Source organism: Cognataquiflexum rubidum (assembly GCF_022538115.1).
GTDB classification, from domain to species: domain Bacteria; phylum Bacteroidota; class Bacteroidia; order Cytophagales; family Cyclobacteriaceae; genus Cognataquiflexum; species Cognataquiflexum rubidum.
Window position 1 is genome coordinate 226,571 of the sequence record NZ_JAKZAL010000003.1, and the last position, 14,223, is coordinate 240,793.

Annotated in this window: 15 protein-coding genes; 7 read left to right on the forward strand and 8 right to left on the reverse strand. The window is 41.4% G+C overall.

Annotated elements, in window-relative coordinates; genetic code table 11:
- The first annotated feature begins 14 nt into the window (after positions 1-14).
- Together MMU05_RS05155 and MMU05_RS05160 are read left to right on the forward strand one after the other, a co-directional pair.
- A complete protein-coding gene (locus MMU05_RS05155; RefSeq protein ID WP_241140602.1) occupies positions 15-779 on the forward strand; it encodes a PIG-L deacetylase family protein in 765 nt (254 codons plus the stop codon).
- 44 nt (positions 780-823) lie between these two features.
- Positions 824-1,117, forward strand: a complete 294-nt coding sequence (locus MMU05_RS05160; RefSeq protein ID WP_241140603.1) for a Dabb family protein — start codon at positions 824-826, stop codon at positions 1,115-1,117.
- 74 nt (positions 1,118-1,191) lie between these two features.
- Here the strand turns inward: MMU05_RS05160 and MMU05_RS05165 are convergent, their stop codons facing one another.
- Together MMU05_RS05165 and MMU05_RS05170 are read right to left on the reverse strand one after the other, a co-directional pair.
- Positions 1,192-1,719, reverse strand: coding sequence for a lipocalin family protein (locus MMU05_RS05165; protein WP_241140604.1), 528 nt, complete (start codon positions 1,717-1,719; stop codon positions 1,192-1,194).
- Between the two features lie 95 nt (positions 1,720-1,814).
- Positions 1,815-3,014: an exo-beta-N-acetylmuramidase NamZ family protein gene (locus MMU05_RS05170; protein ID WP_241140605.1), complete on the reverse strand. Its 1,200-nt coding sequence runs from the start codon at positions 3,012-3,014 to the stop codon at positions 1,815-1,817.
- 41 nt (positions 3,015-3,055) lie between these two features.
- On the opposite strand from MMU05_RS05170, the gene MMU05_RS05175 reads away from it, so the two are divergent.
- A complete protein-coding gene (locus tag MMU05_RS05175) occupies positions 3,056-4,273 on the forward strand; it encodes an ABC transporter permease (protein ID WP_241140606.1) in 1,218 nt (405 codons plus the stop codon).
- On the opposite strand, the gene MMU05_RS05180 is transcribed toward MMU05_RS05175, so the two are convergent.
- The 4 genes from MMU05_RS05180 to MMU05_RS05195 all read right to left on the reverse strand — a co-directional run bounded on the left by MMU05_RS05180 (position 4,257) and on the right by MMU05_RS05195 (position 6,609).
- On the reverse strand, positions 4,257-5,003 hold the full coding sequence (locus MMU05_RS05180; RefSeq protein ID WP_241140607.1) for a polyprenol monophosphomannose synthase: 747 nt from the start codon (positions 5,001-5,003) through the stop codon (positions 4,257-4,259). The genes MMU05_RS05175 and MMU05_RS05180 overlap by 17 nt on opposite strands.
- Positions 5,004-5,311: 308 nt before the next feature.
- Positions 5,312-5,710, reverse strand: a complete 399-nt coding sequence (locus MMU05_RS05185; protein WP_241140608.1) for a type II toxin-antitoxin system VapC family toxin — start codon at positions 5,708-5,710, stop codon at positions 5,312-5,314.
- Positions 5,694-5,921, reverse strand: coding sequence for a hypothetical protein (locus MMU05_RS05190; protein WP_241140609.1), 228 nt, complete (start codon positions 5,919-5,921; stop codon positions 5,694-5,696). The genes MMU05_RS05185 and MMU05_RS05190 overlap by 17 nt, the downstream gene beginning before the upstream one ends.
- Positions 5,922-6,039: 118 nt before the next feature.
- Complete coding sequence (locus tag MMU05_RS05195) at positions 6,040-6,609, reverse strand: hypothetical protein (RefSeq protein WP_241140610.1); 570 nt, start codon at positions 6,607-6,609, stop codon at positions 6,040-6,042.
- 219 nt (positions 6,610-6,828) lie between these two features.
- Here MMU05_RS05195 and MMU05_RS05200 point away from each other — a divergent pair, with 219 nt between their 5' ends.
- Complete coding sequence (locus MMU05_RS05200; RefSeq protein WP_241140611.1) at positions 6,829-7,707, forward strand: ATP-grasp domain-containing protein; 879 nt, start codon at positions 6,829-6,831, stop codon at positions 7,705-7,707.
- Positions 7,708-8,187: 480 nt separating this feature from the next.
- On the opposite strand, the gene MMU05_RS05205 is transcribed toward MMU05_RS05200, so the two are convergent.
- Both MMU05_RS05205 and MMU05_RS05210 read right to left on the reverse strand, forming a co-directional pair.
- Positions 8,188-8,973 (reverse strand): tetratricopeptide repeat protein, encoded by a 786-nt coding sequence (locus tag MMU05_RS05205; RefSeq protein ID WP_241140612.1) that lies wholly within the window; start codon positions 8,971-8,973, stop codon positions 8,188-8,190.
- Positions 8,974-9,177: 204 nt separating this feature from the next.
- Entirely contained in the window at positions 9,178-10,152 is a 975-nt protein-coding gene (locus MMU05_RS05210) for an RraA family protein (protein ID WP_241140613.1), read from the reverse strand.
- Between the two features lie 576 nt (positions 10,153-10,728).
- Here MMU05_RS05210 and hisG point away from each other — a divergent pair.
- The 3 genes from hisG to hisC all read left to right on the forward strand — a co-directional run bounded on the left by hisG (position 10,729) and on the right by hisC (position 14,216).
- Positions 10,729-11,589 (forward strand): ATP phosphoribosyltransferase, encoded by an 861-nt coding sequence (gene hisG, locus MMU05_RS05215; protein WP_241140614.1) that lies wholly within the window; start codon positions 10,729-10,731, stop codon positions 11,587-11,589.
- A gap of 270 nt (positions 11,590-11,859) precedes the next feature.
- Positions 11,860-13,152, forward strand: coding sequence for a histidinol dehydrogenase (hisD, locus tag MMU05_RS05220; RefSeq protein ID WP_241140615.1), 1,293 nt, complete (start codon positions 11,860-11,862; stop codon positions 13,150-13,152).
- Entirely contained in the window at positions 13,152-14,216 is a 1,065-nt protein-coding gene (gene hisC / locus MMU05_RS05225; protein WP_241140616.1) for a histidinol-phosphate transaminase, read from the forward strand. Before hisD ends, hisC begins: the two co-directional genes overlap by 1 nt.
- The last annotated feature ends 7 nt before the right edge of the window (positions 14,217-14,223 follow it).

The following is a 14,223-nucleotide window of genomic DNA, read 5'->3' on the forward strand; positions in this document are numbered from 1 at the left end:
GGTGGGGAAAATCCATGCTCTACAATGCAGATATTCCCCAAAAGACACACCTATTGGAAGATTCTCAATCCCAAAAGGTGATGGTCTTTTTCGCCCATCCTGATGACGAGATTGCAGTAGGAGGCACTTTGCTTGATTTACGAAAGCAAGGGCATGAGTTAGTGATGGTTTATTTGACCAAAGGGGAAGCCGGCCCAACAGGCGGCTTGGTAAAGCAGGAGGAACTTGGTGAGGCAAGATCACAGGAAATGAAAAAGGTTTCGGAGGTTTTGGGTGCAGAAAAACTGGTGATGTTTGATTTTCCTGACAGTGGTCTTAAGGACTTGCCTTTGGATACTTTTAAAATCGTGGCTAGGGAAATGATCGAAAAGCACCGGCCTGATGTGGTAATCAGTTACGACAGTAAAGTCGGTCTTTACGGACATCCTGACCATAGGATGGTTTCCCAAGCGATGGAGGAAGTTTTCCTTGAGGATAAAAATAAACCGGGATTTCCGGTCAAAAAACTTTATCAAGTCACTTTATCCCCCAAACAGATTGAAATTGCTTTGAAAATTGCTCCCGGCTTTCAAAGAAATTATCCCAAGACAGGAGAGGGATTGCCGGTTCCCGATTTTTCGGTTGGGACCACAGCCTATTTCTCCACTTTGGTCAGGATGATGGAAGCACATGCCACCCAAGAGGAGGTTTTCCGGGATTTGTTGCCTTACCGGGAACAGGTGCCGGAATTCATCTATTCAAGGATTTTTGACAGGGAGTATTTTTATGAAGTGAAGTAGATTCCAGGATAGAAATGCCGTTTAGAAAATAAAAAAATTCAATTATGATAAGACATACGGTTGTTTTCAGACTCAAATTTCCCAAAGGTTCATCCGAAGAAAGGGAGTTTCTACAAGCGGCTGCTGCCTTGGCATTGATTCCGGGAGTTCAAAAATTCGAATCCCTCAGACAAATCAGCAAGAAAAATGATTTTGATTATGGGCTGTCCATGGAGTTTGATTCGGAAAGTGATTATGATTCCTATAACAATCACCCCGACCATTCAAAATTTGTAAATGACTTTTGGGTAAATTCCGTTGAAAAATTTTTGGAGATCGATTATAAGGTGATCAAATAAGAAAACAATCCTTTGGGGACAAACCCGAAAGAAATGCCTGAATAGACGGTAATTTTTTTTGAATTGCGGGAATGTTATTTGACCAGGGTTATTTCAATGGCAAATTCGACTTCCTCATTCCTTCCATCTGTGTTGACATCATAAGACTCAGACTCATCCAAAACAAGAACCAGTCTGTTATTGGTCAAGGTAGTAACATCAAAGTCTTGGTCGCCGTTGACCGAATCCAGCACCAGCTTGGTATTGTTGTTTTGAAGGCTATATGTCCCCGAATCCTCCTCCACACCATCGACTCGGACTACGTAAGTACCATCGGCATTAAAAGTAAATTTGGTAGTTTCCAATTCTGCCTCTTCAATAATTCCCGAAAGGAAAAGGGCCTGCACAGATTGTGCTACTTGGGGGGAAAGGCCCATAACGGAGGTCAGGTAGGTCAGTGCCGGTTGACCGTTGATAGTAGCTTCTTGAAGAGAATAGGAATCAAAACTCCATGTTCCCACGATAGTCGCAGAGGGGGAATCATCCTCACTCATACATGATCCCAAAAATGAAAACGCGGCGATAAGTACCACGAAAAAGGTGAATTTAACGTTCTTGATCATAACCTAACAGGTTTATAGATTCTAAATAAATCTCATAAATCTACAGAATAAACCGGAAATATTAAAACCAGAATGATTTAAACACAATTTTGATTTTAGTAGATCAGGTATTTTTTACGTGAAATTTTGAAGGCATCCAGGTCTTTTTGCCAGGATGCTTTGATTTCGGCTTCGCTTTTTCCGGCCAGAATATCCTTTCTTAATTGGTCACTTCCAGCCAATTTGTCAAAAAAATTATTGAAGAACTTTTCCTTCTTTCCTGAAATTTCATAAGCCTCCAACAGGTATTTCAAAGTAAACTGATGGGTCAATGGTTCCTTTCTCAGATCCCTGCCATAGCACTTTTTATCCTGCTGTGGCGGAGTTTTGGACATGCCATCGATACTTACAGGAGTGAAGGTGAAATCCCCGAACTTGGGATCGGGATAGCCATATACCTGAAATGGAAAATAGGTTCCCCGACCCAAAGAGACATCTGTCCCTTCAAAATAACAAAGTGTCGGGTATAGCCGGATGGCCGTATCATTGGGAAGGTTTGGAGAAGGTTTGACAGGCAGGCTATAAGCCATACTGCGGTTCCAGTTTTTGACTGGAATGACTTGGATGTCGCTTTTTACGCCTCCTTTCAGCCAACCTTCACCATTGATCATCTGGGCCAATTCCCCTACAGTCAGGCCATGGACCACAGGAATGGGATGCATGCCAACAAAACTTTCATATCCCTTTTTGAGAACAGGGCCATCGATATAGTTGCCATTGGGATTGGGTCTGTCAAAAATCAACATTGGCTTTTTGTTTTCGGCGCAGCTTTCCATCACATAATGCATGGTGCTGATGAAGGTATAAAACCTGATACCGACATCCTGCAAGTCATAGACGAGGACATCAATATCCTTTAACGTTTCGGCAGAGGGCTTTTTATTGTTTCCATACAGCGATACTATCGGCAATCCGGTGCGCTTGTCAATTTCTGAATTGACCACTTCGCCTGCATCTGCATCTCCCCGGAATCCATGTTCGGGGACAAAAACCTTGACCACTTCAATCCCTTGGGACATCAGAAAATCTACTAAGTGAATGTTGTTTTTAGAAGTAAGGATGGAAGTCTGATTGACTACCAAGCCGACTTTTTTTCCTTTCAAAAGAGGAAGGTAAATCTCAGGTTGGTCGGCAGCCGGCAAGATCATGTTTTGATTTTGGGACTGGATTTCAGGTTCAGGTTGGGTTTTTGTTTTGCAAAATGCCAGACTCTGAAGGAAAAATGTGGCGAGTATGATTATTTTGAATGGCTTCATAGTTACTTTGCGGTAGAATTTCAACCAAATAAACAAAATCATTGAACCTTTCCTATTTCATTGCCAAGAGAATCAGTTTTAAGAGGACAGGCGGTTTTACCGGAACAATCCATCGCATAGCAGTTGCATCCGTGGCAATCGGAATAGCGGTGTCTTTGGTTTCTTTCATGATTTTGGGTGGTTTTCAGGATAAAATCTCCGAGAAGGTTTTTTCATTTACAGGACATTATCAGGTTCAAAAGTTTGTCTCCGGTAATGCATTCGAAGAAAGCCCCACTTCAACCAATTCTGATTTTTATAAGGATTACCCCAAAAATCAACTGATCAGCCATGTTCAGGTTTATGCACACAAGCCAGGTCTGCTAAAAGGTGACGAAGAAGTGGAGGGGGTTTTGATGAAAGGAATAGGGCCTGACTTTGATACGCTGGACTTTCAGAATTCCATCATCAAAGGGAGGTTTATCCAGTTTTCCGATTCCAGTGCTTCCAATGAAATCCTTGTTAGCCGCAAAATCGCTGACAAACTTAAATTGGAAGTTGGAGAAAGGATTACCATGTACTTTGTGCAGGAACCGCCAAGATTCAGGAGGTTTGAGATTGTCGGACTTTACGAAACATTTTTGGAAAATTTCGATGACAAAATCATCATCGGGGACATTCAGACCATCCGAAACCTTAATGGCTGGTCCGATGACCAAGTAGGAGGTTTTGAAATTTTTGTCCACGACAATAAAAAGTTGGATGAAATGGCTGAACCTATTTATAATTCTCTCGACTTTGACCTCAAGCTGATCAAAGTGACTGACAAGTACATCGAGATTTTTGATTGGCTGATTTTGCTCAATAACAATGTGTACATATTTCTTGGGTTGATTCTGTTCGTTGCCGCCTTCAATATGGTGTCGATTTTATTTATCCTGATCATGGAAAGAACCCAGATGATCGGGATACTAAAGGCCTTGGGATCTACCAACAAACAGATCAGGAAGATTTTTGTCTGGAACGGAGTCAGGATTATCGAAAGGGGATTGCTGATTGGCAATGCCATTGCGATTGGTTTTGGATTGCTTCAGGATAAGTTCCGACTTGTGGCTCTCGATCCTGAAAGTTATTACATGACCTTTGTCCCGATTTCATGGAATTGGCCCGTCTTTTTTATTCTCAATGCAGCTGTACTACTGGTGACAACTCTGGTGTTGTTTATCCCTGCAATGCTGATCAGCAATATCCAACCGATCAAAGCTATACGGTTTGATTGACCTTATAAGTCTTGAAAAAGCTTAAAAATTTCATGTAGATCACTCCCCAAACAGCCTCTTTGAAAATGTGGGTGTTCATCTTGGAAGTTCCCTTGGTGCGGTCTGTGAATATAATGGGTACTTCTTTGATCTTGAATCCAAGTTTCCAGGTAGTGAATTTCATCTCAATCTGAAAAGCGTATCCGATGAACTTGATCCTATCCAACCTGATGCTTTCCAAAACCTTCCTCGTGTAGCATTTGAATCCTGCCGTGGCATCTTTGATCGGCATACCGGTGATAAACTGCACGTATTTGCTCGCAAAGAAAGACATCAAAACCCTTCCCATCGGCCAGTTGACCACGTTGACGCCTGTAATGTAGCGTGAGCCGATTGCCATGTCATAACCGTCTTCAGCACAGGCTTTATACAATCTGACAAGGTCTGCGGGATTATGGGAAAAGTCGGCATCCATCTCAAAAACGTATTGATAGCCATTGACCAATGCATAGTGGAAACCTTCGATGTAAGCGGTTCCTAAGCCAAGCTTGCCTGTCCTTTGGATCAGGTGGATCCTGTCGGGAAATTCTTTTTGTAATTTCTTTACTTCTGCTGCAGTCCCATCAGGTGAATTGTCATCTATGATCAGGAGTTCGAATTTTCCATCCAACTCCATGACAGCCTTGCTGATGTCATGGATGTTTTCCAGCTCATTGTAGGTGGGGATGATGACAAGTTTTTCTCTGTTCATAAAATTCGAAACCCAAAAATATGATTAAAAGCATGGAATTGTAAGCGCCGAGAGATTTTATGCAAAAATTACCATATAATTGCCTCCTGAAAAATTCGCCCAAAATCATGAAAATTGCTGTAATCACCTATGAGGCAAGATGATTCTACTTTGGGTTTGAAATGTCAATTATGATTGGTATTCGTGGTAATCAGCGCACCTTTGAGAGGCAAATGCAGCTATTTGAATGAGGAGGTATTTATAGGTTTTGATTAAGGGAGACTATCTTCATGTTCATTTAAGGGAAATTGATTTAATTCAATTTCCAATCACCAGTTGATTAATTGAATTTCGGGTAACAAAGCAAAATGACTATCCCGAGTTACCAATGGTATAGTATGTTCTATAGCCAATGCGCCAATCCAAATATCATTTTCTGGGATTGGAGTTCCTTTGGATTTCAACTCCTTTTTCAACCGTCCGTAAATCAAAGCAGTTTGGTCGCTTGTGTTTAGAATAATAGAGAGGTCTAGAAATTTTTTAATGAAAGCCATCTGATGAAAACTATGATCGGAATTTTCAGCTCCAAAATACAATTCTCCAAGAGCAAAAATTGGGAGATATATTATATTAGCCTTATCAATCTCAATAGCTATTTCTCTTTTTCCTCTAAAAAGGTCGATAACGACATTGGTGTCCAAAAGAAAAGAATTATTTCCAGTCATCATCGTTGATGTTTTCGCAACCGGATTCAATTACTTTTTCCAAAGCCTCAGCCTCTTCCTTGTCCAATACACCCAATAATTCAAATGCGGAAGGCTTATTCGAAGGTGCTGGTTTTTGATCATCCAATACTGAGGCCAACAAATTAATTACCCTCTCATCATTGACAAAAATAAGTTTTTCAATCAATTTCAATTTTTTGGCTCGAATATCCATAGTATCGGGATTGTTTCCGAATATCGGAAATATTGTGTTTAGTATCAAATAGTGAATTGGGTAAGACTTATAAAAAGAGTATGGTATGTCATTAAAAATGATTGACTTTTATATGGTTTCAGTTCCATATTTGACCTGTTTTTTTGTATTTATCTACTTGCTTACCAAAATTTTTAGTCAATTCAACTAGCTCATTTTTGTCCGAAAAAAAATGAAATGGCGAGTATATATCGAATCTACCTGTAGTCCTAAGATTAAAATATACTTGACCATCTTCCATGATTATAGTTAGATTTTTTCTCCAACCCCAAAAAGTTGTTTTATGTGCTATTATGATTTCATGGCTTTTAGATAAATTTTCTGAATGTTGATAATTAAAAATCAGAAGTACAACTTCTAGTAATCTATTGTTAATATTTAAGTTAAATCCATCAACTGAAACAAGTTTTTTAGAATGTCTATTGGCAAAATTGGAAAAAAATATTAAAGCTGAGGCGATAACAATATCCCTTGTAGCATTGAATACTTCATTTGTTTTATCTATATAGATTATTGGGCTAATTAGTCCAAGAATCGGCCCAATTAAAAAAATTGATAACAAAACTGCTAAGTAGGAAACCTCCCCAAAAAATCTTTCATCGACAAATCTTAGATTTTTTTCTCTGATAGATTTTTCAATATTTACCATCGTTTTTTTTCTTTAGTGTAGCTGTGTTTTGGGAAGGATCGTTCTACTTAAGGTCGTTAAACACGGTTATTTTTTTTAAAAAAATCATTTACAATTATGTCTTCTTCCTAAATGGATCGAGTGCAAAAAAATATGATTAATACCATGGAATTGTAAGTATTGGGAGATTTTATGCAAAAATTAACATATAATTGCCTCCGGAAAAATTCACCCAAAATCATGAAAATTGCTGTAATCACCTATGAGGCAAGAGGATCTTATGCTACAACCGATGTGGCGGATGAAGACCTAATCCTGGAACAAATCCTGGCCGAACTTGGTCTTGACTTTACATTTGAAGTTTGGTCTGATGACGGTGTCGATTGGACAGCATATTCCCACCTGTTGATGAAATCCCCTTGGGATTATTTTGACCGATATCCGGAGTTTTTGGCTTGGTGCCAAAAGATCAAATCTTTGGGGATTCCGGTAATCAATGACTTGGACACAGTAATCAGAAATTCAGATAAGCGTTATTTACAAGAAATAGAGGACCGTGGATTTTCCATTGTGCCCACGATTTTTAACAGCAAAAACCAAATTGCTGATATTGAAGCCTGTTTTGGGGTTTTTGGAACTGAGCAGATGGTAATCAAACCAACCGTCAGTGGCGGGGCAAAAAACACCATGAAAATCGAAAAGGGAAATTGGCAGGCTGATCGGGAAGAGATTGAAAAACTCCTCGCTTCCGAGGATTTTATGCTCCAGCCTTTTGTCAGGGAGGTAGCCGAAGTAGGGGAGTTTTCCTATCTTTTTTTCAATGGAAAGTTTTCCCATGCGGTATTGAAAAGCGCCAAATCAGGGGAATTCCGTGTACAACATTTTTTCGGCGGACAGATCCATCCGATCGATCCGACTTTGATCGAATTGGTTTACATCCAAAAGATCATTGATGAACTTGCTGCCGATACCCTGTATGCGAGGGTAGATGGTGTTTGGATCAAAGGCGTTTTTTATCTCATGGAGCTCGAACTCATTGAGCCTTATCTTTTTCTCTTCACCTCCAAAGAAGGCAGGGAAAATTATAAAAATGCGATCAAAGAGAGGTTTAGGGTTTGAGAGAGACGAGAACCTAGAAGTAAGATTTTTTGAACAAAGTATAAAGTACCAAGTACCAAGATCAACCTATTCCTTGTCATTTCGAGTCTCAAACATTTAGAAAATGTTCAGAAAAGGAATGACGGTTGGTCTTGCGTCATCTTGAATCCGAGGTACAGCCTGTCCCGATTTTTCGGGAAGGATGAAAGATCTCAGAAAAAAGAGACCCTTCGCTTCACTCAGGGTGACGACCAAGAGATTCACGTCATTGGTAAGGAGGTACGACTGAGAAATCTTTTGAATAGACCTCTCCTACGTCGAGGTGACAAGGTTAAGTATATAACCTTTTGAATCCTAGTTTTAAAATTGGTCATATGCAAATAGAAAAAACATCTCGTCCTTTTTCACGGAGACAGTTAATCATATAACCAAATAGCCAAGAACCAATAACCAAATAACCAAATAACCAAATAACCAAATAACCATTAACCTATCACCCAATCACTCACACCTTTCCAGATTCATTTGGGCGTAAAGACTTCCTTTTTCGGCTGCCTCCCTGAGGTCTTTGCAGCCTGTAGGGTCATCCATATCTATTTTGGCATTCCCTCTCCTTGCCAGAGCTTCAATATGGTTTGGGTTGGCCTTGAGCACATCTTCAAAATCCTCCAGGGCCCAATCTGAATTTCCGATCAGCAAAAGGATCAACCCCCTGTTGTATTTGGCAGTGATGTTTTCCGGATCATACTTTAGACACATGTTAAAAGAACCAGCGGCACCCAAAATATCCCCGATCTGAGATCTTGCCATACCTTGGTAGAAATAAGCCCGTGAATCAGTGGGATTCAATTCTTTGGCAAGCTGTAAAAATTCATCTGCTCTCTGATAGTCTTCATTCATGAGCATTGCCCTGCCTAGCATCAATAGAGTATCAAAATCCTTTTCATCCTCTTTGGCCGCAAGGAGCAGGTATTTTTGGGCGTTTTTATAATCTTCCCTTTTCCAGTATAGTTTTCCAATGCCGGCAAATGCTTGGGCATAGGTTGGATCATATTGGATGATGGTTTGGTAATCTTCCACCGCTTTGTCAAATTCTTCTAATTCCTCATAGGATCTAGCCCTTAGGTGCAGGGATTTGATGTCATTGACATTGAGAAAAAGCGTCCTGTTGAACTCAGAAATGGCGTTTTCGTATTCACCTTGGCGAAAATACCTTTCACCTTCAGAGAAACTTCCAAAACAGGAAACACAGGTAATCAGGAGGAATATTGAAATAAAGGGACGCATCTGTTTTTTAATTAAAAACTAAAAATAAAAAAACATTACGAAAATATCATAATAACACTAAAAAAATTCTATATGATTTTCATGATCCATTGCGGATACTGAAAAAAATATAGAGAAGGATCGCAAATAGAAAAAGCTTTGGAAAATAGATAGGAGATATCGATTTCCAAAGCTTTGAATGGGGTTGAGTTTACATTGACTTATCTACCCTCCGATATTTCTGTCTTTTCTTGCTTCAATATAGGCATTCAATTCCGCCCTAGACATCGGTAATTTGTCATCGGGAAGGCTTCTCAGGTAATCATAAAATTCCTTATTCATCTGCTCAGTGTAACTGCTGTCAATCTGACCTGTCGTCCAGTCCCCGGCTTTGTTGCGCATGATACCATAACCGTGTCGCATGTTGCTGATTTCGGCATTGAGTACAATCTCGGCTACCAAGTAGGCTGGGAAAAAGAGGGTTCCGTAGGGACTTGCAAAAACCACATCACCCGGCAAAACCGTCACATCTCCGATTCTGATTGGGGCATTAATGGATGTCAGCATCATTTCCGCAATGGAAGAAGGATGGTCACCAAGGATCCAACCGTTGAATCCTTCTACTTTTTTGATCTCTTGGATATTTCTGACAGATCCATAGAATACCACGCCACGCTTGGTTTTGGCATATATCGAGTTGGCCAAACGATCTCCAATCAAAGTGCCCTGCTCGACTTTGGCAAAGCCGTCAGCGACATAGACATCGCCGTCTTTCAGCATTTCGATAGGCCATACATTGGATTGGGCTTTTTCTCCGTGTCCTTCGGCCAAGCCAACTTCCCGGATCAGATCCCCAAAATCAGGACGCTGAGGCATATATTGTGCAGTCACTGCCCGTCCTGTCATGACTGTGTTTTTGTCAGGATGGATCATCATCCAATCTCCTTGGTACTGATTGTTAAACTTGTGGCTGCGCAATCCACCCCAAGCATGAGTCAGCACAACGTTTTTGAGCCTTTCCAATAATTCATCTGAAACGAAAGGTCTGCCATCAGGCAGCCGCTCTCCGGTCCAGCGTGAAGTCAAAGAAATAATGTATTCCCGGTCCATGGCTACCCTGTCATATTGGGCAAAGGAAGGAGTAAGTGTGCAGAGGATCAATCCTGCAAAAATCAAAGCGGTCAATAGGTTTTTTTTCATGGTGTATGTTGGGTTGAATAAAATGGTTATAATTGTTTTAGTTGTTGTAATGGTTGAAGGGTTGTCAGCTCCGCGCCTGCCTGCCGTAGGTAGGTTGTCATGTTGTCAAGTTCTTGGGACCTGCTCACTGAAAACTGCTTCCTCCGACTTTTCACACTTCTCGGCTAAGGCTTTTTACCTCAAGAAATTAATTCACCATCTATCCTTCAATAAGATAATCAAACCATTTATTGGCAAGAAAACTATCAAATTTGGATAAATGGCTGATTTTCAAGGTAAGTGAGGAGAATGAACCGACCGGAATTTTTTGGTCATCGTTACTCTCCCAAAAAAACAATCCCTCCTTCTTGCTAGTTAAAAAGCCTGTAGTAACTTTGCTCACGCAATGAAAAGTAAGACCTCATACCGTACTTCTTTTTCTGTCCACATCATCCTCGGTGGGGCACATCATTTGCATCATTCCTCCTAAGGAGGAAATTTTTGACATATCGCCCGCGGACGGCTGTTGGTATATCTTTACAGCCCTATCATCCAAAATTCTTATTGGCATTTTGATACTAAACGTATATTGCACCCATGAATTCAATTATCCGAATAGCCGTACAAAAAAGCGGCAGACTAAGTGAAGATTCCCTCAGCCTCATCAAGGAATGTGGCATCAAATTTTATAATGGAACCGGCAAACTCAAGTCTGCTTCCACCAATTTCCCTATCGAATTCCTTTTTTTGAGGGATGATGATATTCCGGGATATGTCGCTGATGGCGTAGCAGATCTTGGTATTGTGGGAGAAAATGAATTGGTCGAAAAGGACAAAGATGTCACCGTGCTCAAGAAATTGGGTTTCTCCAAATGCCGGCTTTCTCTTGCCATTCCCAAAGGGGAAGAATATGAAGGGGTAAGTTATTTTGATGGAAAAAGCATTGCAACTTCCTATCCAAAGATTCTTGGTGACTACCTCAAATCCCAAAATATATCAGCCGAAATCCATGAAATCAGCGGTTCTGTGGAGATTGCGCCGAGCATAGGCTTGGCACAGGGCATCTGTGATATTGTCAGCTCGGGTTCGACATTGATGATGAATGGGCTCATTGAAGTTGAGCAGATCTTCAAATCCGAGGCCGTCCTGATTGGAAATAAATCCCTTACTGAAGAGAAATTAGCGATTGTAGACAAACTTCTCTTTAGGATGAATGCTGTCCAAAAAGGGAAAAGCAACAAATACGTCCTACTAAATGCCCCCAATGCTTCTTTGGACAAAATCATCGCCTTGATTCCAGGAATGAGAAGCCCGACGATCCTGCCTTTGGCAGAAGAAGGTTGGTCCTCTGTGCATTCAGTATTGAGCGAAGACCAGTTTTGGGAAAACATTGAAGGCCTCCGTGCTGCCGGTGCTGAGGGGATTCTGGTTGTACCGATTGAAAAGATGGTTATTTAAGACAAGAGATGTGAGATTTGAGACATGAGATTTGAGACATGAGATTTGAGACATTAGAAGCGAGATTAGAAAATATAGGAAGAAGGTAGCAGTCTCAGTTACAGATTAACAGATCCACGACCTTTCGACAACTTGACAACCTGACAACCTACCTACGGCAGGCAGGCGCGAAGCAGACAACCATTACAACAACTACAACAATTACAACCACTACAACAATTACAACCAATAGAACCACTACAACAATTACAACCACTAGAACCATTTTCCATGAAAACCATATACAACCCGACCAAGTCTGAATGGACCAAGGCCTTGCAGAGGCCAATTCAAAAGACAAAAGCCATTGACAAAATCGTCAAGCCGATCATGAGGAAAGTCGATCGAATGGGGGATAAGGCTTTGAAAAAATTTGCTTTGGAGTATGACCACGTCACGATCAAAAACCTACTCGTAACCAATGAGGAGGTGCTTCAGGCCCGTGAGCAAATTGAACCAAAACTCAAGGAGGCTATATTATTGGCCAAAGACAATATAGAAAAATTCCATGCCGCCCAAACCCAACCTGACCTCGTCATGGAAGTAATGGAAGGCGTGACCTGCATGCGCAAATCTGTTCCGATCCAAAGGGTAGGTTTATACATTCCCGGGGGAACAGCTCCATTATTTTCCACAGTGCTGATGTTGGGAATCCCCGCAAATCTTGCTGGCTGTGAGGAGATCGTCATCTGCACTCCTCCTGACAAAGAAGGAAATATCCACCCGGCCATTCTTTACACTGCAGACCTAATTGGGATTGATAAGATAGTCAAAGCAGGTGGCGCTCAGGCTATCGCTGCGATGACCTTCGGTACAGAATCTGTTCCCAAAGTGGATAAGATTTTTGGACCGGGCAATCAATATGTGACTGCGGCCAAGCAATTGGCCACCAAAAAGGGAGTAGCCATTGACATGCCGGCAGGACCGTCTGAGGTTTTGGTATATGCCGACAGCTCTGCAATTCCGTCTTTCGTGGCGGCAGATTTACTTTCACAAGCCGAGCACGGAGTGGATTCGCAGGTAATCTTGGTGGCTAGTTCCGAAAAAGTAGCCAAGAAGGTGCTCAAAGAAGTGGAAGAACAATTGGAAAATCTGCCACGAAAAGACATTGCCAAGCGGGCTTTAGACAACTCGGTAGCCGTCGTCATGGGTAAAGAAGAGAATGCCATCGAGCTGATCAACGATTATGCCCCGGAGCATTTGATCATCTGCGTCGAAAACGAGGATTTTGTAGTTTCCCAGATCGTCAATGCCGGTTCCATCTTTATCGGCAACTTCACCCCTGAATCAGCAGGTGACTATGCCTCCGGTACCAACCATACTTTGCCTACTTATGGCTATGCCAAAAACTATAGCGGAGTCTCTTTGGATAGTTTTGTCAAAAAAATCACTTACCAGAAAATCACTGAGAAAGGCATCAAGAAACTTGGCCCAACTGTGGAAATCATGGCTGCCAATGAATTGCTTGAGGCACACAAGAATGCCGTTAGCATCCGCCTCAAATACCTAAAAGAGAAAAAGTAATGGCTTTTGATATCCAAAAATTCCTTCGTCCCCATATCCTAACCATCAAACCCTACTCTTCTGCAAGGGATGAATATTCGGGTCATGACGGCGTGTTTCTTGACGCCAACGAAAACCCGTATGGTTCGCTGACAGGGGAGGCTTTCAACCGATATCCTGATCCTTACCAACAGGAAATCAAATCCAAATTGGCAGTGGTCAAAGGTGTTTCCCCAAAGCAGATTTTTCTCGGAAATGGAAGCGACGAAGCCATTGACCTGTTGATGCGTGCCTTTTGCAGGCCGGGAATAGACAATATCATTTTGCTTCCTCCTACTTATGGGATGTATGAAGTCTCAGCTTCGATCAATGACATTGCCATCAAAAAGGTAAATCTGACGGAAGACTTTCAACTCAGGCCAAAAGAAATCCTTGCGGCAACAGATGAAAACACCAAGGTTATTTTTGTTTGTTCTCCCAATAACCCGAGTGGCAACAAGATGAAAAGGGAGGCCATACGGGAAATTCTAGCAGGCTTTGAAGGATTGGTAGTCGTGGATGAAGCTTATATCGACTTCAGCGATGAGAAAAGTTTTACTTCTGAATTGGCACAATATCCAAATCTACTTGTGATGCAGACATTTTCCAAGGCTTGGGGACTTGCCAATCTCCGGATCGGGATGGCTTTTGCCTCGGAAGATATCATCAGAATCCTGAATCTGATCAAACCTCCTTACAATATCTCCGGACTGACACAGGAAAAGGTACTTGCGTCTCTTGAGAAAGCAGATGAGATCGGAAAAGTAGTCAAGACTATTTTGGAAGAAAGAGAACACCTCCAAAAGGATTTGGAAGGTTTGTCATTTATCAAAAAAATCTATCCTTCCCATGCGAATTTTCTTTTGGTGAAAGTTCCCGATGCCAAGAAAATGTATGATGACTTGGTGTCCAGCAAAATAATCGTCCGCGACCGCTCCAAAGTGGTTTTGTGTGAAGATTGCCTCCGGATTACTGTGGGAACACGGGAGGAAAATGAAGCTTTTCTAAATTCATTCAAAAAGCTCGCCGGACAATCTTTGAACTAGTCCAATA

Coding starts and splice junctions, on each gene's coding strand:
- MMU05_RS05185 (WP_241140608.1), bottom strand. CDS start 5,710: ATGATGACTGGAAATAATTCTTTTCTTTTGGACACCAATGTCGTTATC.
- MMU05_RS05210 (WP_241140613.1), bottom strand. CDS start 10,152: ATGAAAAAAAACCTATTGACCGCTTTGATTTTTGCAGGATTGATCCTC.
- MMU05_RS05200 (WP_241140611.1), top strand. CDS start 6,829: ATGAAAATTGCTGTAATCACCTATGAGGCAAGAGGATCTTATGCTACA.
- MMU05_RS05155 (WP_241140602.1), top strand. CDS start 15: ATGCTCTACAATGCAGATATTCCCCAAAAGACACACCTATTGGAAGAT.
- MMU05_RS05180 (WP_241140607.1), bottom strand. CDS start 5,003: ATGAACAGAGAAAAACTTGTCATCATCCCCACCTACAATGAGCTGGAA.
- hisC (WP_241140616.1), top strand. CDS start 13,152: ATGGCTTTTGATATCCAAAAATTCCTTCGTCCCCATATCCTAACCATC.
- MMU05_RS05195 (WP_241140610.1), bottom strand. CDS start 6,609: ATGGTAAATATTGAAAAATCTATCAGAGAAAAAAATCTAAGATTTGTC.
- MMU05_RS05170 (WP_241140605.1), bottom strand. CDS start 3,014: ATGAAGCCATTCAAAATAATCATACTCGCCACATTTTTCCTTCAGAGT.
- MMU05_RS05205 (WP_241140612.1), bottom strand. CDS start 8,973: ATGCGTCCCTTTATTTCAATATTCCTCCTGATTACCTGTGTTTCCTGT.
- MMU05_RS05190 (WP_241140609.1), bottom strand. CDS start 5,921: ATGGATATTCGAGCCAAAAAATTGAAATTGATTGAAAAACTTATTTTT.
- MMU05_RS05160 (WP_241140603.1), top strand. CDS start 824: ATGATAAGACATACGGTTGTTTTCAGACTCAAATTTCCCAAAGGTTCA.
- hisG (WP_241140614.1), top strand. CDS start 10,729: ATGAATTCAATTATCCGAATAGCCGTACAAAAAAGCGGCAGACTAAGT.
- MMU05_RS05165 (WP_241140604.1), bottom strand. CDS start 1,719: ATGATCAAGAACGTTAAATTCACCTTTTTCGTGGTACTTATCGCCGCG.
- hisD (WP_241140615.1), top strand. CDS start 11,860: ATGAAAACCATATACAACCCGACCAAGTCTGAATGGACCAAGGCCTTG.